Here is a 22,942-nt window from a genome sequence, read left to right as displayed (position 1 = left end):
TCGGTATCATAAGGGACGTTGTGAAGCTGTAAAGTGTTTTTCCTTGACGAAGGGAGTGCCCTTAATGAGTCAGGAGAATAGGCTCGAGAAAACCAACCGGATCAACCTGCTATTTGCTTTCTACGAACGGCTGCTTACTGACAAGCAGCAAACGTTTCTTAAATATTATTTCCACGATGATTTCTCCCTGGGAGAGATCGCTGCGGAATTTGAAATCAGCCGTCAAGCTGTGTATGAGCATATTAAGCGGGCGGAGCAAGTTCTTGAGAATTATGAAGAGAAGCTTGGACTGCTGTCCAAACATGAAGACCGCAACAGATATTTAGAAGAACTGCGCAGACTGCCGGACAATGGGATGCTGCCTGAGCAATATAAACTGCGGTTCACGGACATCGTGGATTGTTTGCAGAGGTTAGAGTAGCAGGAAGGGAGCAAGCCGCATATGGCATTTGAAGGTTTAACCGGAAGATTGCAGAATGTGTTCAGCAAACTGCGCGGCAAAGGGAAAGTATCCGAAGAAGACGTAAACGAAGCCATGCGCGAAGTGCGGCTGGCCCTTCTGGAAGCCGATGTTAACTTCAAAGTCGTCAAGGACTTCGTGTCCAAGGTGAAAGAGAAGTCCGTCGGCAAGGAAGTGATGGACAGCTTCACGCCAGGCATGGTCATTATCGACATCGTTAACAAGGAACTGACTGAGCTGATGGGCGGAAGCCAGGCGAAGCTGGCGAAGTCGAACAAGCCGCCGACCGTCATTATGATGACGGGTCTGCAAGGTGCGGGTAAGACAACCACTTCGGGCAAGCTTGCGAAGCTGCTGCAGAAGGGCAATCACCGCCCGCTGCTCGTAGCGGCTGACATCTACCGTCCTGCGGCGATCAAGCAGCTTCAGGTGCTGGGAGAGCAAATTAAGGTTCCGGTCTTCTCGCTGGGTGATCAGACAAGTCCGGTGGAAATTGCCAGACAAGGTGTTCAGCATGCGAAGGACAATAACCTCGATTATGTCATTATCGATACTGCAGGCCGCCTGCATATTGATGAAGAGCTGATGGAAGAGCTGAAGCAGATACATAACGTCGTAACTCCTGACGAAGTGCTGCTTGTAGTCGATGCCATGACCGGTCAGGATGCCGTGAATGTGGCTGACAGCTTCAACAAACAGCTGGAGCTTACCGGCGTAGTGCTGACGAAGCTTGACGGTGACACCCGTGGTGGTGCCGCGTTGTCCGTCAAGGCCGTAACCGGCTGCCCGATCAAATTCGCCGCTCTTGGCGAGAAGATCGATGCGCTGGAGCCGTTCCATCCGGAACGTATGGCATCACGGATACTCGGCATGGGCGACATGCTGTCGCTGATCGAGAAGGCTCAGGCCAATATCGATACCGAGAAAGCGAAGGAAATGGAACGTAAGATGCGTAATGCGGAATTTACGTTCGATGATTTCCTGGAGCAGATGGATCAGGTCAAGAAGCTTGGCCCGATCGACCAGATTCTTGATATGCTGCCTGGCATGAACAAAGCCAAGGGCATGAAGGATCTGAAGGTTGACGATAAGCAGATGGGACGCGTCGAAGCCATTGTTCATTCCATGACCAAGGCCGAGAAAGCCCAGCCAGAGATCATCAACCACAACCGCCGCAAGCGTATCGCTGCAGGCAGCGGTACCAACGTCGCCGAGGTGAACCGGCTCATCAAGCAGTTCGATGAAATGCGCAAGATGATGAAGCAGTTCTCCGGCATGATGGGCGGCGGAGGTAAGGGCGGCAAGAAGAACGCCATGAAGCAGCTTAAGAGCCTTGGCGGCAAGGGCGGTATGAAATTCCCTTTCCGTTAATCTTTAGTCTCTAATCTTTGATTTTTTAAGTTTCTTATCCTTTATGGTTTACCATAGATCAGATATAGTACAACATCAGATGATCGAGAGTGGTTTTGATCTTAATCTCTTGATCTTAAGGATCTTAATTCTTTAATTCTCTTCCCCGTTTCTAGAGAGCGCCGCAGTCAAGCGTATCCCGCAGGGAGGAAAAGCGCTCTTTCATCCAAACCACCCCAGGTCCCGCCAGTCTGAACGCCTACGCTAGTTGCACTTAGACGGGTGTCCAGAGGGCAGAGCCCTTGGGGCCCTCCCTTGGAAGGGAGGGTTTGGGAGGGATCGAAAAAGGTTTGTCCCAAAGGTTAATAATAATTCCGATATTCTTATAAGGAGGTGAATTTCGTGGCAGTACGTATTCGTTTGAAAAGAATGGGAGCACATAAAGCGCCTTTCTACCGTGTAGTGGTTTCCGATTCCCGGTCCCCTCGTGACGGTCGTTTTATCGAGGAAATCGGTTATTATAATCCGATTGAAGTACCGGCAGTCGTTAAGATTGATGAGGAAAAAGCTCTTAAATGGCTTCAAACAGGTGCACAAGCATCTGATACCGTCCGCAACCTGCTTTCCAAGGCTGGCGTGATGAAGAAGTTCCATGAGCTGAAGCAACAGAAATAATGACTGATTGCGAGGGTCCTCTATGGAAGAATTAGTTGGTGTTATTGCTAAGGCTTTAGTGGATCATCCAGAGGATGTGACCGTACGGACCGTGGAGAAGGATCACCTGATTGTCTATGAGCTCTCCGTACATCCTGATGATGTCGGTAAGGTCATCGGCAAGCAGGGACGGATCGCCAAAGCGCTTCGTACCGTAGTTACATCTGCAGCAGTCAAGAGCGATAAACGCGTTACCGTAGATATTTTATCTTAAGTGTGCGTACAATGAGGGGCTAGGGATAGTATATCCCGGCTCCTTTTTGTTGAAATATATAGATATTCGAAACTTGTCAAAGGAGAGGATAACATGACGGAAGAGTTAACAGTAGGCAGACTGGTGAATACCCACGGTATCCGCGGAGAGGTCAAAATCCTGTCGCATACCGATTTCCCGGAAGTGCGCTTTGCACCCGGCAAAAAGCTGCTGCTGATTCCGGCGGACGGAAGCCCGAAATTCGAGGTGACGGTAGAATCCGCGAAAGAACACAAAGGTATGTATATAGCTAAGCTGAAGGGCTATACCAATATTAATGAGGTTGAGAAATATAAGGGCAGTATGCTTAAAGTGCCGAGTGATGACCTGGTGGAACTCCCGGAGAATGAATATTATTTCCACCAGATTGTCGGCTGTGAAGTATACACCGATGAAGATGCCAGCCAGCCGCTGGGTACAATCACGGAGATTCTGCAGCCTGGTGCGAATGACGTCTGGGTGGTGAAACCGGCCAAAGGCCAGGATATTCTGATTCCGGTCATCAACGATGTAGTGCTTAACGTGGATATCGAGGCCAAAAAAATCACGGTACACATTATGGAAGGGCTGCTTCCATGATCCGGATTGACGTGCTGACACTCTTTCCGGAGATGTGTGAAGGTGTATTCGGCACAAGCATTCTCGGCAAAGCCCGTGATAAAGGCATCGTATCGCTGAATGCCGTCAACTTCCGTGATTTCTCGGGAAACAAGCATAACAGCGTGGATGATACGCCTTATGGCGGAGGCGGGGGGATGGTACTGAAGCCGGATCCTATCTTTGCTGCCGTTGAGCATGTGCTGGCAGAGACCGGCCCTGAAGCAAGTCCTGGTGAAGCCGCTATAAGTCCACTGGTCAAGCCGCGGATTATTCTGATGTGTCCGCAGGGGCAGACCTACACTCAACAGATTGCCGAAGAGCTTGCACAGGAGCAGCATCTGATCTTCATCTGCGGCCATTATGAAGGCTATGATGAGCGGATCCGCGAGCATCTGGTGACGGACGAGCTATCGATTGGCGACTATGTACTGACCGGCGGAGAGCTGCCTGCCCTGACTGTCATTGATTCCATAGTGCGGTTGCAGCCGGGGGCACTGGGCAACGAGACTTCTGCGGTGACAGACTCCTTCAGCACCGGGCTGCTGGAGTATCCGCATTATACCCGTCCTGCGGAATTCCGCGGCTGGAAGGTGCCTGATATGCTTCTCAGCGGACATCATGCCAACATTGAGGTATGGCGGCGCGAGCAGGCGCTGCAGCGTACACTTGAGCGCAGACCGGATCTGCTGGAGACGGCCGACCTGACTGCGAAGGACAAGCAAACGCTGAAGCGGCTGCAGGAGCAGGCAAGCCTGAATGAGAAATAAATAAAATTTGGGCCCGGATAAGAGTCATAGATAGCGTCTTTTTAACGTATATTACGTTAGGGAGGCGTTTTTTGCTATGTGCTGAGAACCGGATGCGGGGACCAAATCCATAGAACAGATTAGCAGACACAGAAGTTTCACACAAAAAATAAGAGCAGATGTGCGTTAATGCCCTTTTTTTAGGGTAATGAATAGAGGTGCCGCAATCAAACATGCAGCTTTAGACGCAGCTAGCTTAAATATCGAAAGGAATGACTGAAAGTGACTACGAATACGCATGAACCATTCAAGCCAGCCGTGGACACTGTCCACAAGGAGGCGGAGCCGCTCCGCACAGTAAGCGATATTATTGATTTCTATAAGAATCGTAAATCGTAACCCTCTAACTCAAGGAATGAACAAGACCCTGGCAGCAGGTTTCATGGGCTCAGTGATACTATAGCAAAGTACACAAATAACCGCTAAATACAGACGGACCTAAGGTTCGCTGGCTTTAGCGGTTATTTGTGTCATAATGCGGGAGAACCAGGAAACACAAAAAAAGACCGTCCGAAGACGGTCTCTCTACCCGAGGCGCTAGTTTGTACCTTTGATCCGTATCCCGCGCCACCAGGGCCAGTACTTCAGCCGTTGGTCCGGGTAAGGGATACGTTCAGCATGTCATGCTTGATGTGAACGCACCTCCTTTCCTTGTGCCAAGAGTATAGCATAGCTTATATGAAAAATCCATAAAATTTGAATAATAGTTTAGGAAATAAATAAAGAATGTACTTGAAACTAAAATGATTCTGCGGTATATATAAAATATAGGCAGTAAGTAACCGCTTTCCGGCATATTGTCAGAAGAGGGCGCGTATCTTATTTCGTAGGCAAAGCATACATACATAAACGTCGGGGTATAGCGCAGCCAGGTAGCGCGCATCCTTGGGGTGGATGAGGCCGCAGGTTCGAATCCTGTTACTCCGATTATAAACACTTCTCAATCGATACAATCGGTGGGAGGTGTTTTTAAGTTGAAAAGATATTACCGGTAAAACGTTATGCGTAAACCGTTCCTTCATCAAATCCTCCACTCAGCTGAAGATTAAAAAACACCTCTGAGGGTAACTTTGGATAAGGTGCTTTTTAGAACAAGGAGGATAAGAAGATGCTATTCGAAGATTTTCAATTAAGAACAGTGGATACTGGAGAAGTGAAAATCCGCTTAAGGCACGGTGGAGAAGGGCCTCCATTACTTCTTTTGCACGGTCATCCTCAAACGCATATGATGTGGCATCACATTGCTCCTCAATTGGCCCGGAAATTCACGGTAGTTATGCCCGATTTGAGAGGTTATGGCGATAGTTCCAAACCACAAACAACAGATGATCATTTTCCTTATTCCAAACGGGCTATGGCCAGGGATCAAATTGCAGTTATGAAGGAGCTGGGATTTAAACAATTTTCAGTTGTGGGTCATGACAGAGGGGGGAGATGCGCCTATCGACTGGCTCTCGATTTCCCTGAAGCCATCACCAAGCTGGCTGTCCTTGATATTATCCCAACCGGAGAAGCCTTTAGACGCGCAAATAAAGAATTTGCCCTCGGGTTCTGGCACTGGTTCTTTCTGGCACAACCCTTCGATCTCCCGGAACGGCTGATTGGCCGCAATCCGGATGATTTTTATTTTCGGGGGGACAGAAGTCTGTTCCATCCGGAAGCCTTGGACGATTATTTACGCTGTATTCATCAGCCGGGAACGATTCATGCAATGTGTGAGGATTACCGGGCAGGCGCTTCTATCGATTGTCAGTTAGACGAGGCAGACCTGGGAATTCATAAGATTGGTTGTCCGGTTCTAGCCTTATGGAGTGAGCAAGGTGAACTTCCGAAATGGTATGATGTATTGTCGGTCTGGCGGGATTGGGCTGAAGAAGTGGAGGGCCGCGGAATAAATTGCGGACATTATTTAGCAGAAGAGGCGCCAGAAGAGACTTATGAAGAGCTGCATAACTTTTTAATAAAATAACTTCCTCTAATGTAAATGAAAAAACACTTCCGTCAGGGCTTTAAGCTCTGGTGGAAGTGTTTTTAACTTTTGATCGAACAACGCTGGTTAAGCACTGCCCCTGTCCCTATCCTGGCGGGTAAGCATGATGACCCCGGTGACCAGCGAATATACAGCAACAACCATAAGCAGTACAATAGCCCAAGTATAATTGCGCACCGTGTAGGTAAGCGATGTGAATATGATGAACCAGGCGATACGGAGTACTCCTTCATTAATGAAACGTCTGCCTGCTGTGCTCATGATTCCTGCCTCCTTATGAATTGTAGATTATTGTTCACAATCGTAAGCGCTTCAATTCCTTTTGTTACCTTAATAATACCCCTTTTCTTTGAAAAATGATACACAATGTTCACAAGTTCTTGATTTCACAGCTAAAATAATTATAGACATTTGCCTCGTGGCTATTGCCGTTGCCGGCTTATCCCTCCCCTCATAAGATACAGAAACACGATTGAGGAGGAATCAGCAGATGGAAGCTTATTATAATTGTCTCCATTGCAAAAATAAGCGGGTACGCATTATGACCACCGACGGCAAACGTCACGAAGGGATTATTGTGGATGTCGACCGGAACAATGTGTATCTGAAAACAAAAGGCAACGGCAAAATGAAAACTTCGGCATTTTATCCAGGCGGTGCGGGGAATTATTACGGCGGATATTACGGTTATGGCAGTGAAATTCTTACGCTCAGCTTGTTTACATTGCTGGCCATTGCCCTGATCTGATAACTGCACAAAATTAAAGTGGGCTCCTGAATAACAGGACGCCCACTTTTCTAATTATTAACGGATATTGCTCCAATCTGGGTGGTTAGCGATACCAGCGGACCGCCGCCGTTATAATCCTGCTGCTTGCCGCTTGCAGCACCGGCTATATGGCCCAGCTCGCTGTTAGCTTCCACAGTACATTGCACTGAACTGGCAAGATCAGCTGAAATTTTACCTATATCGCTTGTAGCTTTGAGACTGCTGCCGTTATCCATGCCGGAAATCCCTAGCTCAATACTTCCTGTGTTAGACTTGACAGAAGATTTGCCTGTAACAACAGTATCCTGAAGGATGATGCTTCCGACATTACTGGCGATATCAAAGGTACCTTGCAGACCGCGGAGCTGAGTGGACCCTACATTATTATTAATCTCAACATGGCCTACTGTATCCGGAAGCTCAACTACATAATTAATGCTGAGGTCTGAGTGTCCGTATTCCTTCTTTGACCAGTCCCAGAGGTTCTTCTTCGGGCTATCCTCGCCGTGCGTAGTGACGGTCAACACATCATCTTTATGTTCAATTGATACTTCAGCGTGGTCTAGTATCTGGGTGGCCGCATCGTTAACCGAACGTTCATGGACAATAACGGTAGCTGTAACAACAATCTCGTCACCGGAAGCAGGAACTAAGGTGATTTCACCAACTACATTATCAAGCTTAAATGCAGAAGCGGAACCTGCCGGAAGGGATGTAGTGAACTCTCTGCTTATTCCCTCCGTATTGATCTTGTCTTCAATGAAGTCCGTTGTAGTCTGGACTGCATCTCCTATAGTGACGGTTGCCTTGCCGATGCTCTGCTTAACCGCCTCTGCGGCTTCCTGCTGGAAGTTTCCGGACAGTTGCTGCTCCAGCTGCTGATCTGCAGCCTCTTTGCCGGGAAGCTCCCTGCATCCGGCCAGTAAAGCGATGGAGAAGACGGCTACTGCTGCAATAATTGCGGTGTTGTGATTTTTCTTCAATATATATACCCTCCTGAAGGTTAATAATCTGCTTTAATTATGTATATTCATTATTATATATTGTGGAAAATATATGGATAACGGGCTGGCGGCGGGTTGCTGTACTGGACCATAGTCCAGTACAGCCCGGCGACTACATTTTGACGTTACAATATGTTAAACTAGCGTTAGATCTAAAGACCGGATAATCAATCCTGGCAGCTGGAGCAGACCGGCACAGAAGGTAAGGCGGAACCCGGGTCTGTTTACTATTTTGACTGATGAAGTCAGAGGAGCGGATGAGCCAAATGCAATATGCGGCGGTCTTCATTATTTTGTTGGTAGGTGCATTTGTTTATGTAATATCCCGCAGCCGGATGAACAAGGAGCAGCCTGAGGCACCAAGAACAGTTAAGGCCAGCAACGTAATATCTATGGAAGGGCACCGCAAGGCCAAGCAGAACGCTACAGATCAGCTTTGCTCTTCCTGTAAGAAGAAGAACGGTAAGCTGGTTTTTTATGCCCAGGATAACGGAAGTGTGGTCGGGCTCTGCAAGGATTGCAAGGCCAAAGCGAAGAAACGGGATATGCTGCCACTCTAGTTGAATTTTATACTTGTCTTTATTTCTCTCGTGTGGTAATATTATTTCTGTTGTGTGGAATACGGTGGTCCTCTGCGGATAATGAGGGAGAGCAATGGCTCTCCGGAAGAGGCAAGAACACCTGTACGGAAGGAGGAAGTCCTAAATGAATATCCTACAAGCAATTACGCAAGAGCAACTTCGCAAAGATATCCCGAGTTTTCGCCCGGGTGATACTTTGAAGGTGCATGTAAAAGTTATCGAAGGAACTCGTGAACGGATCCAGTTGTTCGAAGGCGTTGTAATCAAACGTCGCGGCGGTGGTATCGGTGAGACTTTTACAGTTCGTAAAATCTCTTATGGTGTTGGTGTGGAAAGAACATTCCCAATCAACTCGCCTAAGCTCGAGAAAATCGAAGTGGCTCGCCGTGGTAAAGTTCGTCGTGCGAAGCTGTACTATCTTCGTGAACTTCGCGGTAAAGCTGCAAGAATTAAAGAAATCCGTCGCTAGAATAGCGGCAAGTGAAAGGGGCTTGAGTTCAAGCCCCTTTCGTTTATTCTTGCTATGTAATGAAAATATTGATTTAAGAAATATGTGCCTTAGGAACAGCTTCTCCGAAAAGGCCTCCTGAAGGAGTAATCGCGGGGGAGTTTTTGGCAGGAGTTTTTTTGTATTGTATAGTGGAGATAACAACATATGGAGAGGACGGTGAACTATGCAGCAGGATTTGCAGCCCGGGCAAGGTGAGATCATTGAATCTGACGGCCAAAGCCCCCGGAAGCCAAAAAATGAAGTCCTGGAATGGATTAAAGCGATAGCAATTGCATTGGTTCTGGTTATTCTGATACGCTGGCTTTTGTTCAAACCGTTTATCGTGGACGGGCCTTCCATGCAGCCTAACTTCCATACGGGAGAACGGGTTATTGTGAATGAAATTCTCTATGATATCCGTAAGCCGCAACGCGGGGAGGTTATTGTGTTCCATGTGCCTTCTGAAGGCAGAGACTTCATTAAACGTGTTATTGGTGTGGCGGGCGATACGGTAAAAGTTGAAGGGGATGTCGTTACTGTGAACGGCGAGCCGGTGAACGAAACGTATATCCAGGGCGCGATTGATAATGCGCATAATAACAACTCTTTGTACAACAATAAGAACTTCCCCAATGAAGACTTTACGGATGGCACAGTGCCGGAAGGACATGTGTTTGTGATGGGGGACAACCGCTCAGACAGTACAGACAGCCGGATGATCGGTTATGTGCCGCTGGGTGATATTGTCGGCCGTGCGGACCTTATTTTCTGGCCGGTCAAAGATATTACAGTCATTAACCATTAAGCTGACAGAAGTCAAAGGAGGTGACGGCAATGGCCATTCAATGGTTTCCTGGTCATATGACGAAGGCTAGACGGCAAATTGAGGATAAGCTGAAGCTGATTGATATTGCAATAGAACTGCTTGATTCCCGTCTGCCGCTTTCCAGCCGCAATCCGATGATTGACGATATTTTGCGGGATAAGCCAAGGCTGATTATTCTGAATAAAGCGGATCTGGCCGATCCGGAAGCAACGCGCAAGTGGCTTGCTTACTTCAAGGAACAGGGTCATGTTGCCTATCCTGTAGATGCATCTACCGGGACAGGCATTAAGGAGATTCCTGAGCAGGTCAAGCTGCTGCTGAAGGACAAGATTGACCGGCAAATTTCCAGGGGGATTAACCCGCGGGCAATGCGCGCATTGATCGTCGGCATTCCCAACGTAGGCAAATCGACACTCATTAACCGGATGGCGGGCAGAAGTATCGCGATTACCGGAGACCGTCCAGGGGTCACCAAGGGCCAGCAATGGATTAAGACAGGCGGGAATCTGGAGCTTCTGGATACCCCGGGTATCCTGTGGCCGAAATTCGAGGACCAGGTTGTAGGCTATAAGCTGGCGGTAACCGGAGCGATCAAGGAAGAAATCCTGAACATTGAGGATATCGCGTTCTATGCGGTGAAATATCTGGTGAAGGATTACGGCAGCCGGTTCCAGGAGCGTTTCGGCATCGACAAGCTGCCTGAGGATCTGGAGAACCCGGACGAAATCGTTGCCGTAATGGAAGCGGTAGGACGTAAGCGCGGCTGTCTGCTCAGCGGCGGACGCGTAGATCTGGAGAAGGCTTCACGTGCGCTGCTGCATGAACTGCGGGCCGGCAAGCTTGGACGTTTTACGCTGGAGACGCCTTAACTTATAACTTAAGAATGAATTGTGGAATGGAAGAGCCATCCGTGTTTGTGGACTGGCTCTTTTTTGCGTGGTAGGACGGGTATCTGGCGTTGAGAACGGTGAGTGCGGAGAAGTATTGTACTTAATGCAACTTTGGGTCAATGATAACTGGGTATTCTGCTGGATTGTTGTATGAAATACAACAATAATCCCGTTAAGTCGCTTGGAGGAGGGGAAATGCTGCAATCCATACAACATTTTTGGGATTGGAGCGGAACTAATGAAGGGAATGTTGTATTTGGTGCAGGAATGTTAATTGGGAGACTGTTACGATGCAGCGGCTAACCCGGCTATTTAATGGCAAGCAAGGCTAGATAGAAACGGAAAAGAATAACGAAAGCAAAAAGAAGTGTTTTGGACTTGCAGGAGCGACAGCGAGCAATTGTGTAAACCAGTTTCAACTGCGGATAGAGGATTAGATCAAGAAATCCCGTGTTATCAAGGGACTGGAAATCCAAAAAAATCATTATTATGACGGATGACCATAATGGCCGCTTATGTTAAGCTGGCTAGTAGAGGAACCGGATAAATTGCTGATTGGCAGGTGGATAGAAGTGAGCACAATAGATATGCTGTTATATGAAAAAGAAGGCTGGGAGTTGTCTTATCAGCACATTGCCGGTGTGGATGAAGTGGGCCGGGGCTGCTTGTTCGGGGATGTGGTAGCTGCTGCGGTAATTTTGCCGGCCGGGCTGATTATCGAGGGTGTGGATGATTCCAAGAAGCTGACGGCTAAGAAGCGTGACGCCTTGTATGAGATTATTATGGATCAGGCACTGGCGGTAAGTGTAGGTCATGTAGAATCGACGGTGATCGATGAAATAAATATTAAGCAGGCTTCGCGTCTGGCTATGCGCAAGGCGGTTGAGGGATTAATCCAGCAGCCGGATTATATGCTGATTGATGCGGAGAAGGTGGACTTGCCCCTGCCGCAGCGTTCAATTATCAAGGGGGATGCCAATAGCCAGTCGATTGCTGCCGCCTCGATTGTAGCTAAGGTTACACGCGACCGGCTATGTGAAGGCTTGTGGGAGGAATTATACCCGGATTACGGGATCAAAATACATAAAGGGTATGCCACCAAGCTGCACCGGGAACAGATCAAGACGCTGGGTGTAACGCCAATGCACCGGCGCAGCTTCATAGGTAATATTCTTGCCGAGCAGCAGACTTTGTTCTAGGGATAGATGCAGTTATCAAAAGGACAGATCATTCCGATATTAATATAGAAGAGACAGGAGGCGGACAACATGAATATCGGATCACTCATTCGCGGTTTGCTCGGGGACAGCAAGGCGGGAGAGCCTAAATCTGTAGAGCTTAAGGAAGGTCAGGTTGTTCGCGGCGTTGTACTAAGTGTGTCTGATTCAGGCAAGGAGGCCGTGGTGCAGATTCAAGGGACGCCTGTCCGGGCTGAACTGGAAACACCGCTTACGCCTGGACAGACACTGAACCTGCAAGTAGGTACACCCGGAGAGAACGGATTACCGGTGCTGAAGCCGGTCTCTCTTGGTGAAGCAGCCCTGGCCTCACCGCAGAGTATGGGGGAGGCCATTGAATCGCTGGGCCTTACGAATTCGAAGGCAGGACGGGAGATTATTCAGGCCATGCAATCCGGCGGATTGGCATTGACCAAAGAGACAGCGGCGAAGCTGGACGCGGTTATGAATGCCAAGCCGCCTGGTGTGCCAGCCTCGGAATGGCTGGAAGCGGCAGTCATCTCTGTGAAGCGGGGATTGCCGGTTACCGCTGAGACGGTGAAGGGGCTGCAGCAGGCGGTATTCGGGCCGAAGCTGCATCAGCTGCTGGCCACGCTGGAAGCGGAGCTGAACGTGTGGGCGCAGCAGGGTGATGGTGGTAAGGGTGCAGAAGCGGCAGGAGGGAATAAACCTGCGGCTGGAGTGCTCACAGGCGGTAGCTCAGCTCCAGTGACCGGAAATACAGTAACAGCTGGTGTGCAGCCGGGAGCCAATGCAGATGCTGACATTCCGGCAGCCAGAAGCGGCGTAGCGGGTAATGGCGCTCCTTCTGGGACTGCCGCTTCTGCAGTGGCCCAGTCTGCCTCAGGGCTGGTAAGTAACACTGGAAGTAATAACGGAAGTGCTGGCAATGCGCAAGTTGCCGGCAGTCCTGGACAGGCTGCAGCAGCTTTGAATGCAGATTCTGCTGCAGAGGGGGAGCTGCCTGGAGGGTTGACGCAGAAACTGCCGTTGTCCGAGGCGGCCTCCGGCATTAAGGCTGTGTCCGCAGGAGATGCAGAGCCTGCTGGGCCGGGTGCGGCCAAAGGAAGCGGCAGCACTGACCCGGAAAGCGCGGGAGCCGCTGCGGCTGGCCGGAACGAAGCTGCAGGAGTGCGGGAGGGCGCGGGTGTAGCAACGGCTGGCCGGAATGAGGCCGCAGGAGTGCGTGAAGGCGCGGGAGCCGCTGCGGCTGGCCGGAACGAGGCCGCAGGAGTGAGGGAAGGCGCGGGTGGAGCAACGGCTGGCCGGAATGAGGCCGCAGGAGTGCGGGAAGGCGCGGGAGCCGCTGCGGGTGGCAGAAATGAGGCCGCAGGAGTGCGGGAAGGCGCAACAATGGGGACGGCCCTGCTCGCGAAGCTGCAGGGCGTGCTCACCGAGCTGCGCGGCACGCTGCCGCAGCTCGCGACTGCCCCTGCGGCCGCGCAGCCGCCGCAGGGCAACACCGCCCCGCCAGCACCGGCGGGGCAAGAGCAGGTCCCCGCTGCGCCGCGCGGGGACGCCTCTGCTGCGGCTGCGCAGCCGCAGCAGGGCACAGCACCCGCCCAAGGCACGGAGTCGTGGGTGGGGCGGGTGCTGAAGCTGCTCGGTGCGGAGCACGAGCAGCAGGCCGTGCGCGGCGGCAGCGCCGCAGCCGCGCTGCCTGGGGCGTCCGGCGGCGCGGAGGATGCCGCCGGTACGCTCAAGGGCGTGCTGCTGCAGGTTCTCGGCAGCAGCGAGGCCCCGCCCGCGGTCAAGGAAGCCGCGGGCCAGCTGGTGCAGCAGCTGACAGGACAGCAGCTGCTGCTGAATACGGACCGCACCGCACCGTTCGCGCAGGTGACCATGTTCCTGCCGCTGCGGGGGCCGGACGGCCAGGAGACGGCCTCCGTCCACATCCAGTCCCGGCGCGGCCGCAAAGGTGAGCTGGATGCGGCGAACTGCCGCCTGTGGTTTGATCTGGATATGAAGCAGCTCGGCCAGACTATGGTGGACGTACAGGTCGTTGACCGGATTGTCAGCCTTAAGCTCCACAATAATGAACCCTGGGTGCTGGAACTCCTAGAGGGGCGCCGTGAAGACATTAAGACAGCGGTTGAGTCAATAGGGTATCAGCTGTCGAGCCTGCGCACGGAGCCGCTGCCGGAGCTGAGCGCGGCTGCGGCTCCCGCCAAGCAGTCCGATTATGTTCCGGATTCCTACAAAGGAGTCGATTACCGCATATGAGTGAGTCTGAACCTAAGGTTTCGCAGAACCGTAAAAAGGCGGTTGCCCTTAAATATATACCCGGCCAAAGCGAAGCCCCGGTTGTTGTAGCTAAGGGACAAGGCTCGGTAGCCGATATCATTCTGCAAAAAGCAAAAGAGAACGGGGTTGCTGTGCAGGAGGATGCCGCGCTGGTGGAGGTGCTCTCCAAGCTGGATCTCGATCAGCAGATTCCGCCTCAGCTGTACCAGCTGGTCGCGGAGATTCTGAGTTATGTATATCAGAGTGACCGTTCTGCCGGGGAACGGAGACCGAAATGAGTCACAGGCCCGAGAGGGCGAATTATACCCGCAGGCAAAAGGGGACAGCTGCCGAGCAGGCGGCAAGTCTGTATCTGTCCTCGCGGGGTTACATAATCAGGGAATGCAATTGGCGCTGCCGCAGCGGAGAGCTTGATATTATTGCTGAATATGAAGAGGGGATTGTCTTCATTGAAGTGCGCAGCAGGAGCGGAGCAGGTGTGCATGGAACCCCGGAAGAGTCAGTGGATGAACGCAAAATCCGCCAGGTGAGGAATACAGCCCAGGTGTATTTACATATGCAGGGTCTGCATGAAGCGGTGATTTCCTTTGATGTAATCGCCGTACAGCTAAATAGAGATTTAAGTATTGCTTCACTTCGGCATATTCGTGAGGCATTTTAGCTCTTTTTTTGCCTGTATTCAATGATTCTGCTTATTTATCCTTGACATATCATGGGCTCCATGGGTCATTTCTCGAAAGAAATGGGTAAACATTAGTGTAACTTTTAATGTCACCATGAGGAGGGCTGTCCGAGTGAGAAATCAACCGATTGATATACAGGTAAGTTTTACTTGCCAGCATTGCGAGCACAGAGTCGTAGCGGAATTGGGCGGAGAGCCTTTGTCCGTTGTCTGCTGCAGCAATTGTAATAAGACATTTACCGTTATGCGGCCTGCAATAGCGGAAGAAATATTGATTGACTGGGAGCACGAAGCATTATTCCATAAAATGCGTGCAGAAAAAACGGAAAGCAGCAACAGCAGTCTGTTGTCACTGGTCATCAATGTCATTGAGCTGCTCACCTGGAAGGATAAGGGGAACGGACAGGTTGAAGCCATTAAGGAAATGCGTCAATGGCTGATCGATCATGAGGAAGCCCCTCCTTTGGCCGAGTTGATTCAGGTTGACGTGAACCGGCGTTCGTCCAAGAGAAACTGGAATAAGTGAACTATTCTTGAAGCACTGAAATGGGGGAGCTGTATTGTCTAGTGTCTTTTTCACCTCGGATCATCATTTTGGCCATAAGCTGATTATAGATTTCGAATCCCGGCCCTTTGACAGTGCCGAGGAGATGGACCGGTCGATGATCGCCAGCTGGAACGCCGTGGTCGGCAATGGGGATACGGTATTTCATCTGGGGGACTTCTCATTCTTGAATCAAGAGGCTACCCGGACTATCATTTCCGCGCTGAACGGCTACAAAATCCTGATTCTCGGTAATCATGACCGCGGACGCGGGCGTGACTGGTGGCTGAAGGCCGGATTTGATGAAGTCAGTGAATATCCGCTAATCTATAAAGAATTTTTTATGCTCTCCCATGAACCTCTGTATATGAACAAACATATGCCTTACGTAAATGTGCACGGTCATATTCATGGACAGAAATATGAAGGTAAGAGCCATTTTAACATTTGTGTGGAGCATTGGAATTACATGCCATTGTCCTTTGAGCAGATCAGGGATGCCGTTGTGGCGAGTGAAGAAGGCTGAATTAATTGATACTCAAGTCATAGATGCGCAATTATGCAAGACGAGCGAAAATATAATTTTGTGCAGTATAGTGTGCGTAATAGTCCTTGCATGATGGAAGAGGCCATAGGTATACTAAATATAATAATGCTGACAGAAAAAAGAGGAAGCACCCTTTTTCTTGGAAATCAATGCCCGTTCCGGGCGTATTTCAGGAGAAGAGGTGTTTTTTTGTGTACGGAAAAATGCATAGTGCATGTTTGTACGGCATTGAAGGTGTAATGATCGGCGTAGAAATTGATCTGGCGAACGGGCTGCCGCAGACAATCATCATCGGATTGCCGGATTCTGCTGTAAGGGAAGCGGTAGAGAGAGTCCGGGCTGCAGTCAAAAATTGCGGCTACAGCTATCCCCAGCAGCGCGTTACGATCAATTTGGCACCTGCCGATTTGCGCAAGGAGGGATCGGCATTTGATCTGGCCATTGCCCTCGGTATTCTGACAACCAGCGGCCAGCTTGTTATGCCTGACGCCGAAAAAATGCTGCTCATCGGAGAATTGGCGCTGGACGGCAGTCTGCGTCCGGTGAATGGGGTGTTATCTATGGTAGAGGCAGCGCGCCGGGCAGGGTTTCAGGCAGTCCTCGTACCACCGGGAAATGCGGCCGAAGCGGCGCTGATTACGGGAATCCGTGTATATACGGCCGGACATTTGCGTGAGTTGTCACCGTCAGCTGCCAGTGTGCCGGCTTCTCCGGTTACGGTAGAGCCAGTTCCAGTACTGGAGCTGCCAATAGCTACAGAAGTGCCGGATTCAGCCATTCCGAAACTATCCATGCTGCAGACAGAGCTGCCGTTTCCGGTATCGGTTAGTAAGGAGCCGTCCCCGAGGAACCGCCCGCCAGTTCAGGTGCTGACGCTGGACCATCTGAGATATCAGCCGGAAGGGGACAAGATTCTTGCGCCGAGCCGGGAGGATCATCTGATGAAGGAAGATTACAGCGATGTCATTGGACAGAATCACGTGAAGCGCGCGCTCACTATTGCTGCTGCCGGAATGCATAACATCATCTTGATCGGCCCTCCGGGGACAGGCAAAACAATGCTGATTAAACGTCTTCCCGGCATTCTCCCTGACCTCAGTGATGATGAATCGCTGGAGGTGATGAAGATATTCAGTGCTGCCGGAAAGTTGAGGGACAGCAATGGGGGATTGATGCGCCTTCGTCCGTTTCGTTCACCGCATCACACCATATCAGCTGCAGGACTGATTGGAGGAGGAGGAATACCAAAGCCGGGTGAAGTCAGCCTGGCGCACCGCGGAATTCTGTTTCTGGACGAGCTGCCCGAATTCTCCCGTACCGTCCTTGAAGTTCTCCGCCAGCCTCTGGAGGACGGGGTGGTGACCATCAGCCGGGCCCGGGCGTCGTTTACCTTTCCCGCCCAGTTTCTGCTCGCCTGCTCCATGAACCCCTGCATGTGCGGATTTCTTGGGAATGGCAGCTCACAGCAGCGGTGCACCTGCAGTCCTGCGCGAATTGCCCAGTACCGGGCCAAAATCTCGGGTCCACTGCTGGACCGGATGGACATGCAGGTTGATGTACCCCGCCCCAAGGAATGGGACCGGAATGTGCCGGCGTTATCTACGGCGCAGATGCGTGAGGATGTTCTCCGGGCCCAGGCTATTCAGGCTAAACGTTACCAGCGTCTGCCGATATCCTGGAATAGTGAGCTTTCTGGTGCGGCTTTACGCCGCTACGCAGCACTGAGACATGAAGAGAATTTGCTGCTGAACAGTATTCTGGAGAGTCTTGGCCTCAGTATGCGGGCACATGACCGGATCATTAAACTGGCCCGCACCATCGCTGATTTGGAAGGGGCGGAGGAGATTAACTCTGCGCATCTTGCTGAAGCTGTCCAATACCGTAATTTGGACCGGCAGGTATTGACGGAGGAGGAGTAAGCCGGAAATGAGGCTGGAATGAGAATTAGATGGGGATCAACGCCAAACACCCTGCCCGGGGCCGCCGGACAGGGTGTTTACCTGAAGAAAGTATGGCTATATAAAGGGCGGGCAGGGGATAGGGCATGAATACCCGGACTGTAGTAATTTAGCTTTAAAGTTCCGTCTTACAGCACATTCAGTTCAACTTCAATATTGCCGCGGGTTGCGCGGGAGTAAGGGCATGCGCCGTGAGCCGCTTCTACCAGCTGTACAGCAGTTTCGTGATCTACGCCTTTGACCAGAACGTCCATCTTCACGGCAATGCCGAATCCGCCGTCTTCAACTTTACCGAAGCTTACCGTTGCTGTTACTTCACTGCCCTCAATTTTGATTTTACCCATACGGGCAACCATATTCAGTGCGCTGTCGAAACACGCGGAGTAGCCTGCTGCGAAGAGCTGTTCAGGGTTTGTGCCTTCACCGCCGGCACCGCCCATTTCACGTGGAGTGCTAATGGTAAGGTTCAGCTTAGGACTTTCAGATTCGATATATCCTTGTCTTCCGCCAACCGCCTTTACTGTTGTTTCGTACATTTTCTGTTGAATAGTCATCATTATGAATCGCTCCCGTTCGTTTTCAAATTGTATTGTACACAATTTAATTTAACACAATTAAAATAAAAGTCAATCTATTTTCCGCTATTAACATGATATTGTGAATGAATTGTGATAAACTAATGTCACAAAGGCAGGTGAAGAAGATATGCAAGAAGAAACTATGACCCCTCCGGAGCTAATGCTTGAGAACCAGCTCTGCTTTACTATTTATGCCTGTTCGCGTGAATTTACGAAGCTGTACCAGCCTCACCTGGACAAGATCGGATTAACGTATTCGCAGTACCTGGTTATGCTTGTCCTCTGGGAGAGACGGCAATGTACGGTCAAGGAGCTTGGTGAAGCTCTGTTCCTGGACTCCGGTACACTGACTCCGCTGCTCAAAAGACTGCAGGCTGCGGGATTGATTCTGCGCGAACGTTCCTTGCAGGATGAGCGGAAGGTACTGATTTCATTGACGGCACAAGGTTTGGCGCTGCAACAGGATGCGATGTGCATTCCCGGTAAAATGGCCGAAGGCACAATGCTCTCCCCCGAGGAGTTTATTGGACTGCTTGGACAGTTCAAAGACCTGCTCGCCCGGGTTCATGAAAGTAATATTAGCAACTCGAAATAGTCTATCAGCACAAAGTCAATGCAATCGTTCGCATTCCGGCATGAAATCGAGCGAAAATGTATGTATAAATAGTGAAAGTTTTTAAGGAAAGCGCTTATAAAACATGTTACAATATTCTGGGTTTCACATTCTGGCATATAGGTAATTATAGATATCACTCTGTAATATGTTCTATGTGCCACTAGCAGAAAACTGTACCGTTTGCGGTTTTAATATTCAGACGGCGGTTTTCTGCATGTGCCGGGATATTGCCAGCATTCACCGGTCTGGACCCGGCTTTGGACAATCAAAACGGAATGCGGAATGGCTGCAGGCTGCCTGCTACACGGCCACCGCAAAACTTTAGGAGGCTTCCGGTATGAATATCCACGAGTATCAGGGAAAAGAAGTACTTAAGAAGTACGGCGTAGCCGTACCGAACGGAAAAGTAGCTTATACAGTGGAGGAAGCAGTGGAAGCTGCCGCAGCGCTGAGTACACCGGTAGTTGTAGTTAAAGCTCAGATTCATGCAGGCGGACGCGGTAAAGCCGGCGGTGTCAAGGTGGCGAAGAATAGCGACGAGGTCCGCGCCTATGCGGCTGAAATTCTCGGCAAGACGCTGATCACCCACCAGACGGGACCCGAAGGCAAGGTAGTGAAGCGGCTGCTGATTGAAGAGGGCTGTCAGATTGTCAAAGAGTATTATATCGGACTGGTTGTAGACCGTGGTTCCGGCCGGGTAGTCATGATGGCTTCCGAGGAAGGCGGTACAGAGATTGAAGAGGTGGCGGCTACGCATCCGGAGAAGATTTTCAAGGAAATCATTGATCCGGCAGTGGGACTGCAGACCTTCCAGGCGCGTAAATTGGCTTACAGCATAGCCATACCTTCAGAGCTGGTGAATAAAGCGGTCAAGTTCATGCAAGCGCTATATCTGGCTTTTGTGGATAAAGATTGCTCGATCGCGGAAATTAATCCGCTCGTTGTAACGGCTGACGGAAATGTGATGGCGCTGGATGCCAAGCTGAATTTCGACTCGAACGCGCTGTTCCGGCATAAGGATATTCTGGAGCTCCGTGACCTGGACGAAGAGGATGCCAAAGAGATTGAAGCTTCCAAATATGATCTTAGCTATATCGCGCTTGACGGCAACATCGGCTGTATGGTGAATGGCGCGGGCCTTGCGATGGCTACCATGGATATTATTAAATATTACGGCGGAGAGCCGGCCAACTTCCTGGATGTAGGGGGCGGTGCAACCACGGAGAAGGTAACCGAAGCTTTCAAGATCATCCTCTCGGATGATAAGGTAAGCGGGATTTTCGTTAATATTTTCGGCGGAATCATGCGCTGTGATGTCATTGCTACCGGTGTAGTCGAGGCGGCAAGACAGCTCGGGTTAACGAAACCGCTGGTTGTACGTCTTGAAGGCACCAATGTGGCACTGGGCAAGGAAATTCTCGCCGGATCGGGACTGAATATTGTTGCTGCCGATTCGATGGCTGACGGTGCCCGTAAAATTGTTGCTCTGGTGTAATATTTGACAATAAAAGTGAGGATGTGACCTGACGCATGAGCATTCTTGTAGATAAACATACGAAAGTCATCACACAGGGAATTACAGGCGCTACGGGCTTATTTCATACTAAAGGGGCACTGGATTACGGCACCCAGATGGTGGGCGGGGTAACACCCGGCAAGGGAGGAACCTTTGTTCAGATCACACTTGAAAATGGCACGGAAGCCAGCCTTCCGGTATTTGATACGGTAGTTGCCGCCAAAGCTGCCACGGGTGCAACCGCGAGTGTGATTTATGTACCGCCTGCCTTTGCGGCGGATTCGATTATGGAAGCCGTGGATGCTGAAATGGAGCTCGTCATTTGTATTACTGAAGGCATCCCGGTGCTGGATATGGTCAAAGTCTCCAGATACATGGAAGGCCGTTCTACTGTATTGATCGGTCCCAACTGTCCGGGGGTCATCACCCCTGGAGAATGTAAAATCGGCATTATGCCGGGTTATATTCATATGCCGGGTTATGTGGGTGTCGTCTCGCGGAGCGGAACCTTAACCTATGAAGCTGTTCATCAGCTGACGGAGCGTGGCATTGGCCAGTCTTCAGCTGTGGGTATCGGCGGTGATCCGGTCAAGGGATCGGAGTTCATTGATATTCTGAAGCTGTTTAATGATGATCCGGGCACCAAAGCCGTCATCATGATCGGGGAGATCGGCGGGACGGCAGAGGAAGAGGCGGCTCTGTGGATTAAAGAGAATATGACGAAGCCGGTAGTCGGCTTTATCGGCGGCGTCACTGCACCTCCGGGCAAACGGATGGGCCATGCAGGGGCAATCATTTCAGGGGGCAAAGGGACGGCTAGTGAGAAAATAGCAGTGCTGGAGTCCTGCGGGATCAAGGTTGCACCTACTCCTGCGGAAATGGGCTCTACCCTTGTCAGTGTGCTTGAGGAACGCGGCATTCTGAATGCTTTCACCACCCACTAGAGATCTGCCCGCAGAATCACACAAAGATCACTGCTTTTAGCGCTGAATCATGTATAATCATTTTAAAGGTAAGCAACCTTTTGTCCCGGAGTAACGGGGTGAAAGGTTGCTTTTTTTGTCTGTTTTTAGCGGGTTATGTAATAATTAAGGGAGGCTGGCCCTTCCATATAGGAGAGAATGCATATGGAAACGCGGGATCTGCTGTTCGGTTTAAATGAAGTAGAAGGCATTGGATGGAAAAGCATCGATAGAATACGCCAAGCTGGACTTTTGACGAATGAAGCTTTGTCGTGTTCCGCCTCCGATTGGGAGCGGGCTGGAATCAGCGGCAAAATGTCGGCCAGGCTAAGCGCTGTCTTTAATGAAGAATGGATTCTGGGACGCCGCTCTTTAATGGAAGAAAGCGGTGCTTTGATGGTGACTTTTCTGGATGAAAGCTACCCTGTTCAATTAAAGGAAACACCCCAGCCGCCTTGGGTTTTGTATTATCGCGGCCGCCTGGAGCTGGCATCCCGTCCTTCTGTGGCTATGGTCGGTACCCGTGTGCCGACTGCCTATGGGCGCAAGATAGGTGAAATGCTGGCCGGACAGCTTAGTGCAGCCGGCCTCACGGTTGTAAGCGGTCTGGCGAGAGGGATTGACAGTGTCTGCCATGAAGCTGCCTTAACTGGAACCGGAAGCACTATTGCGGTGGTGGCAACAGGGCTGGACAAAGTCTATCCCCCTGAGAACCGTGAGCTGGAGCGGCAGATTTCGCGTGTGGGGCTTGTGCTTAGCGAGTATCCGATCGGCACCCCGAGCCATCCCGGATTATTTCCGCAGCGCAACCGGATTATCGCCGGACTGTCACTCGGAACGGTAGTAGTTGAAGCAGACAGCCGCAGCGGTTCACTGATTACCGCCGACGCTGCGCTTGAAGCGGGAAGGGATGTATTTGCTGTTCCGGGTCCGCTAACCTCGCCCAAGAGCAGAGGCGCACTGGAGCTGATTAAACAAGGAGCGAAGCTGGTAACAAGCTCGACGGATATTGTTGAAGAATACATAGCTTATCTGCCCGCAAAAGGTTCTGCTGGGCCTCCGGCAAGCGGTTCCGGACCTTCCGGCGGAGACGGGCTAATCGAAAAGAAATTGACAAGTGAGGAGTTACACCTTTACCATATACTGCATCAAGGCCCCTTTACACTCGATGAGCTGCTGGCATCCACGAGGTGGGATTTTGGACATTTGCATTCAGTTCTGTTATCTTTAATCATAAAAAAAGCGGTAACACAATTGCCGGGTGCAATTTATAAGGTAATTTAATATAGAAGTAACCGTGTTAGGCATAGACTCTTGATTTCCG

At 50.7% G+C, this 22,942-nt stretch carries 26 protein-coding genes and 1 tRNA gene; 24 read left to right on the top strand and 3 right to left on the bottom strand.

Annotated elements, in window-relative coordinates:
• The first annotated feature begins 64 nt into the window (after positions 1-64).
• The 8 genes from PBOR_RS20835 to PBOR_RS20800 all read left to right on the top strand — a co-directional run bounded on the left by PBOR_RS20835 (position 65) and on the right by PBOR_RS20800 (position 6,152).
• Positions 65-421 (top strand): putative DNA-binding protein, encoded by a 357-nt coding sequence (locus tag PBOR_RS20835; RefSeq protein ID WP_042214956.1) that lies wholly within the window; start codon positions 65-67, stop codon positions 419-421.
• Between the two features lie 21 nt (positions 422-442).
• Positions 443-1,831 carry a signal recognition particle protein gene (gene ffh / locus PBOR_RS20830; RefSeq protein ID WP_042214955.1) on the top strand — a complete coding sequence of 463 codons (1,389 nt, stop codon included), beginning with the start codon at positions 443-445 and terminating at the stop codon, positions 1,829-1,831.
• Positions 1,832-2,212: 381 nt separating this feature from the next.
• Positions 2,213-2,485: a 30S ribosomal protein S16 gene (gene rpsP, locus PBOR_RS20825; RefSeq protein ID WP_019910363.1), complete on the top strand. Its 273-nt coding sequence runs from the start codon at positions 2,213-2,215 to the stop codon at positions 2,483-2,485.
• Between the two features lie 22 nt (positions 2,486-2,507).
• Positions 2,508-2,738 (top strand): KH domain-containing protein, encoded by a 231-nt coding sequence (locus tag PBOR_RS20820; RefSeq protein ID WP_019910364.1) that lies wholly within the window; start codon positions 2,508-2,510, stop codon positions 2,736-2,738.
• 93 nt (positions 2,739-2,831) lie between these two features.
• Complete coding sequence (gene rimM, locus PBOR_RS20815; protein WP_042214951.1) at positions 2,832-3,356, top strand: ribosome maturation factor RimM; 525 nt, start codon at positions 2,832-2,834, stop codon at positions 3,354-3,356.
• Entirely contained in the window at positions 3,356-4,144 is a 789-nt protein-coding gene (gene trmD / locus PBOR_RS20810; RefSeq protein ID WP_042219721.1) for a tRNA (guanosine(37)-N1)-methyltransferase TrmD, read from the top strand. The genes rimM and trmD overlap by 1 nt, the downstream gene beginning before the upstream one ends.
• Before the next feature lie 892 nt (positions 4,145-5,036).
• Positions 5,037-5,110 (top strand) — tRNA-Pro (locus tag PBOR_RS20805).
• 181 nt (positions 5,111-5,291) lie between these two features.
• Positions 5,292-6,152: an alpha/beta fold hydrolase gene (locus PBOR_RS20800; protein WP_042214948.1), complete on the top strand. Its 861-nt coding sequence runs from the start codon at positions 5,292-5,294 to the stop codon at positions 6,150-6,152.
• An 87-nt stretch (positions 6,153-6,239) separates the two neighbouring features.
• Here the strand turns inward: PBOR_RS20800 and PBOR_RS20795 are convergent, their stop codons facing one another.
• Positions 6,240-6,434, bottom strand: a complete 195-nt coding sequence (locus tag PBOR_RS20795) for a hypothetical protein (RefSeq protein ID WP_042214946.1) — start codon at positions 6,432-6,434, stop codon at positions 6,240-6,242.
• A gap of 229 nt (positions 6,435-6,663) precedes the next feature.
• Here PBOR_RS20795 and PBOR_RS20790 point away from each other — a divergent pair, with 229 nt between their 5' ends.
• Positions 6,664-6,921 (top strand): hypothetical protein, encoded by a 258-nt coding sequence (locus tag PBOR_RS20790; protein WP_042214943.1) that lies wholly within the window; start codon positions 6,664-6,666, stop codon positions 6,919-6,921.
• Positions 6,922-6,971: 50 nt separating this feature from the next.
• On the opposite strand, the gene PBOR_RS20785 is transcribed toward PBOR_RS20790, so the two are convergent.
• A complete protein-coding gene (locus PBOR_RS20785; RefSeq protein WP_042214941.1) occupies positions 6,972-7,925 on the bottom strand; it encodes a hypothetical protein in 954 nt (317 codons plus the stop codon).
• A 278-nt stretch (positions 7,926-8,203) separates the two neighbouring features.
• On the opposite strand from PBOR_RS20785, the gene PBOR_RS20780 reads away from it, so the two are divergent.
• The 11 genes from PBOR_RS20780 (at position 8,204) to PBOR_RS20730 (ending at position 17,907) form a co-directional block, all read left to right on the top strand.
• Positions 8,204-8,506 carry a hypothetical protein gene (locus PBOR_RS20780; RefSeq protein ID WP_167549556.1) on the top strand — a complete coding sequence of 101 codons (303 nt, stop codon included), beginning with the start codon at positions 8,204-8,206 and terminating at the stop codon, positions 8,504-8,506.
• Positions 8,507-8,651: 145 nt separating this feature from the next.
• Positions 8,652-8,996, top strand: a complete 345-nt coding sequence (gene rplS / locus PBOR_RS20775; RefSeq protein WP_039309361.1) for a 50S ribosomal protein L19 — start codon at positions 8,652-8,654, stop codon at positions 8,994-8,996.
• Positions 8,997-9,201: 205 nt separating this feature from the next.
• The gene (gene lepB / locus PBOR_RS20770) at positions 9,202-9,822 is read left to right on the top strand and encodes a signal peptidase I (RefSeq protein WP_042214937.1); all 621 of its coding nucleotides are present in this window, start codon (positions 9,202-9,204) and stop codon (positions 9,820-9,822) included.
• A 29-nt stretch (positions 9,823-9,851) separates the two neighbouring features.
• On the top strand, positions 9,852-10,712 hold the full coding sequence (gene ylqF / locus PBOR_RS20765; protein ID WP_042214934.1) for a ribosome biogenesis GTPase YlqF: 861 nt from the start codon (positions 9,852-9,854) through the stop codon (positions 10,710-10,712).
• A 608-nt stretch (positions 10,713-11,320) separates the two neighbouring features.
• On the top strand, positions 11,321-11,932 hold the full coding sequence (locus PBOR_RS20760) for a ribonuclease HII (RefSeq protein ID WP_245648284.1): 612 nt from the start codon (positions 11,321-11,323) through the stop codon (positions 11,930-11,932).
• A gap of 69 nt (positions 11,933-12,001) precedes the next feature.
• Positions 12,002-14,194, top strand: coding sequence for a hypothetical protein (locus tag PBOR_RS20755; RefSeq protein ID WP_042214932.1), 2,193 nt, complete (start codon positions 12,002-12,004; stop codon positions 14,192-14,194).
• Entirely contained in the window at positions 14,191-14,493 is a 303-nt protein-coding gene (locus PBOR_RS20750) for an EscU/YscU/HrcU family type III secretion system export apparatus switch protein (RefSeq protein ID WP_042214930.1), read from the top strand. Before PBOR_RS20755 ends, PBOR_RS20750 begins: the two co-directional genes overlap by 4 nt.
• Positions 14,490-14,876 carry a YraN family protein gene (locus PBOR_RS20745; protein WP_042214929.1) on the top strand — a complete coding sequence of 129 codons (387 nt, stop codon included), beginning with the start codon at positions 14,490-14,492 and terminating at the stop codon, positions 14,874-14,876. The genes PBOR_RS20750 and PBOR_RS20745 overlap by 4 nt, the downstream gene beginning before the upstream one ends.
• Positions 14,877-15,204: 328 nt before the next feature.
• Complete coding sequence (locus tag PBOR_RS37735; RefSeq protein ID WP_218918843.1) at positions 15,205-15,423, top strand: hypothetical protein; 219 nt, start codon at positions 15,205-15,207, stop codon at positions 15,421-15,423.
• A 34-nt stretch (positions 15,424-15,457) separates the two neighbouring features.
• Positions 15,458-15,967, top strand: coding sequence for a metallophosphoesterase (locus PBOR_RS20735; protein WP_042214927.1), 510 nt, complete (start codon positions 15,458-15,460; stop codon positions 15,965-15,967).
• 212 nt (positions 15,968-16,179) lie between these two features.
• Positions 16,180-17,907: a YifB family Mg chelatase-like AAA ATPase gene (locus PBOR_RS20730; RefSeq protein WP_042214925.1), complete on the top strand. Its 1,728-nt coding sequence runs from the start codon at positions 16,180-16,182 to the stop codon at positions 17,905-17,907.
• A gap of 167 nt (positions 17,908-18,074) precedes the next feature.
• On the opposite strand, the gene PBOR_RS20725 is transcribed toward PBOR_RS20730, so the two are convergent.
• The gene (locus tag PBOR_RS20725; protein WP_042214922.1) at positions 18,075-18,503 is read right to left on the bottom strand and encodes an organic hydroperoxide resistance protein; all 429 of its coding nucleotides are present in this window, start codon (positions 18,501-18,503) and stop codon (positions 18,075-18,077) included.
• A 148-nt stretch (positions 18,504-18,651) separates the two neighbouring features.
• Between PBOR_RS20725 and PBOR_RS20720 the strand changes: the two genes are divergently transcribed.
• The 4 genes from PBOR_RS20720 to dprA all read left to right on the top strand — a co-directional run bounded on the left by PBOR_RS20720 (position 18,652) and on the right by dprA (position 22,902).
• Positions 18,652-19,119, top strand: a complete 468-nt coding sequence (locus PBOR_RS20720) for a MarR family winged helix-turn-helix transcriptional regulator (protein WP_042214920.1) — start codon at positions 18,652-18,654, stop codon at positions 19,117-19,119.
• Positions 19,120-19,477: 358 nt separating this feature from the next.
• Complete coding sequence (gene sucC, locus PBOR_RS20715) at positions 19,478-20,635, top strand: ADP-forming succinate--CoA ligase subunit beta (RefSeq protein ID WP_042214918.1); 1,158 nt, start codon at positions 19,478-19,480, stop codon at positions 20,633-20,635.
• 35 nt (positions 20,636-20,670) lie between these two features.
• A complete protein-coding gene (gene sucD, locus PBOR_RS20710) occupies positions 20,671-21,600 on the top strand; it encodes a succinate--CoA ligase subunit alpha (protein ID WP_039295139.1) in 930 nt (309 codons plus the stop codon).
• 183 nt (positions 21,601-21,783) lie between these two features.
• A complete protein-coding gene (gene dprA, locus PBOR_RS20705) occupies positions 21,784-22,902 on the top strand; it encodes a DNA-processing protein DprA (RefSeq protein ID WP_174479825.1) in 1,119 nt (372 codons plus the stop codon).
• Positions 22,903-22,942: the final 40 nt, after the last annotated feature.

The organism is Paenibacillus borealis (assembly GCF_000758665.1).
Taxonomy (GTDB): domain Bacteria; phylum Bacillota; class Bacilli; order Paenibacillales; family Paenibacillaceae; genus Paenibacillus_AQ; species Paenibacillus_AQ borealis.
This window is presented reverse-complemented; position numbering and strand designations above follow the sequence as displayed.

What these genes read in the sequence shown, in the direction of transcription:
- PBOR_RS20835 (WP_042214956.1), top strand. Translation starts at nt 65, where the DNA reads ATGAGTCAGGAGAATAGGCTCGAGAAAACCAACCGGATCAACCTGCTA.
- ffh (WP_042214955.1), top strand. Translation starts at nt 443, where the DNA reads ATGGCATTTGAAGGTTTAACCGGAAGATTGCAGAATGTGTTCAGCAAA.
- PBOR_RS20820 (WP_019910364.1), top strand. Translation starts at nt 2,508, where the DNA reads ATGGAAGAATTAGTTGGTGTTATTGCTAAGGCTTTAGTGGATCATCCA.
- rimM (WP_042214951.1), top strand. Translation starts at nt 2,832, where the DNA reads ATGACGGAAGAGTTAACAGTAGGCAGACTGGTGAATACCCACGGTATC.
- PBOR_RS20800 (WP_042214948.1), top strand. Translation starts at nt 5,292, where the DNA reads ATGCTATTCGAAGATTTTCAATTAAGAACAGTGGATACTGGAGAAGTG.
- PBOR_RS20795 (WP_042214946.1), bottom strand. Translation starts at nt 6,434, where the DNA reads ATGAGCACAGCAGGCAGACGTTTCATTAATGAAGGAGTACTCCGTATC.
- PBOR_RS20790 (WP_042214943.1), top strand. Translation starts at nt 6,664, where the DNA reads ATGGAAGCTTATTATAATTGTCTCCATTGCAAAAATAAGCGGGTACGC.
- PBOR_RS20780 (WP_167549556.1), top strand. Translation starts at nt 8,204, where the DNA reads ATGAGCCAAATGCAATATGCGGCGGTCTTCATTATTTTGTTGGTAGGT.
- rplS (WP_039309361.1), top strand. Translation starts at nt 8,652, where the DNA reads ATGAATATCCTACAAGCAATTACGCAAGAGCAACTTCGCAAAGATATC.
- lepB (WP_042214937.1), top strand. Translation starts at nt 9,202, where the DNA reads ATGCAGCAGGATTTGCAGCCCGGGCAAGGTGAGATCATTGAATCTGAC.
- ylqF (WP_042214934.1), top strand. Translation starts at nt 9,852, where the DNA reads ATGGCCATTCAATGGTTTCCTGGTCATATGACGAAGGCTAGACGGCAA.
- PBOR_RS20760 (WP_245648284.1), top strand. Translation starts at nt 11,321, where the DNA reads ATGCTGTTATATGAAAAAGAAGGCTGGGAGTTGTCTTATCAGCACATT.
- PBOR_RS20755 (WP_042214932.1), top strand. Translation starts at nt 12,002, where the DNA reads ATGAATATCGGATCACTCATTCGCGGTTTGCTCGGGGACAGCAAGGCG.
- PBOR_RS20750 (WP_042214930.1), top strand. Translation starts at nt 14,191, where the DNA reads ATGAGTGAGTCTGAACCTAAGGTTTCGCAGAACCGTAAAAAGGCGGTT.
- PBOR_RS20745 (WP_042214929.1), top strand. Translation starts at nt 14,490, where the DNA reads ATGAGTCACAGGCCCGAGAGGGCGAATTATACCCGCAGGCAAAAGGGG.
- PBOR_RS37735 (WP_218918843.1), top strand. Translation starts at nt 15,205, where the DNA reads ATGCGTGCAGAAAAAACGGAAAGCAGCAACAGCAGTCTGTTGTCACTG.
- PBOR_RS20725 (WP_042214922.1), bottom strand. Translation starts at nt 18,503, where the DNA reads ATGATGACTATTCAACAGAAAATGTACGAAACAACAGTAAAGGCGGTT.
- PBOR_RS20720 (WP_042214920.1), top strand. Translation starts at nt 18,652, where the DNA reads ATGCAAGAAGAAACTATGACCCCTCCGGAGCTAATGCTTGAGAACCAG.
- sucC (WP_042214918.1), top strand. Translation starts at nt 19,478, where the DNA reads ATGAATATCCACGAGTATCAGGGAAAAGAAGTACTTAAGAAGTACGGC.
- sucD (WP_039295139.1), top strand. Translation starts at nt 20,671, where the DNA reads ATGAGCATTCTTGTAGATAAACATACGAAAGTCATCACACAGGGAATT.
- dprA (WP_174479825.1), top strand. Translation starts at nt 21,784, where the DNA reads ATGGAAACGCGGGATCTGCTGTTCGGTTTAAATGAAGTAGAAGGCATT.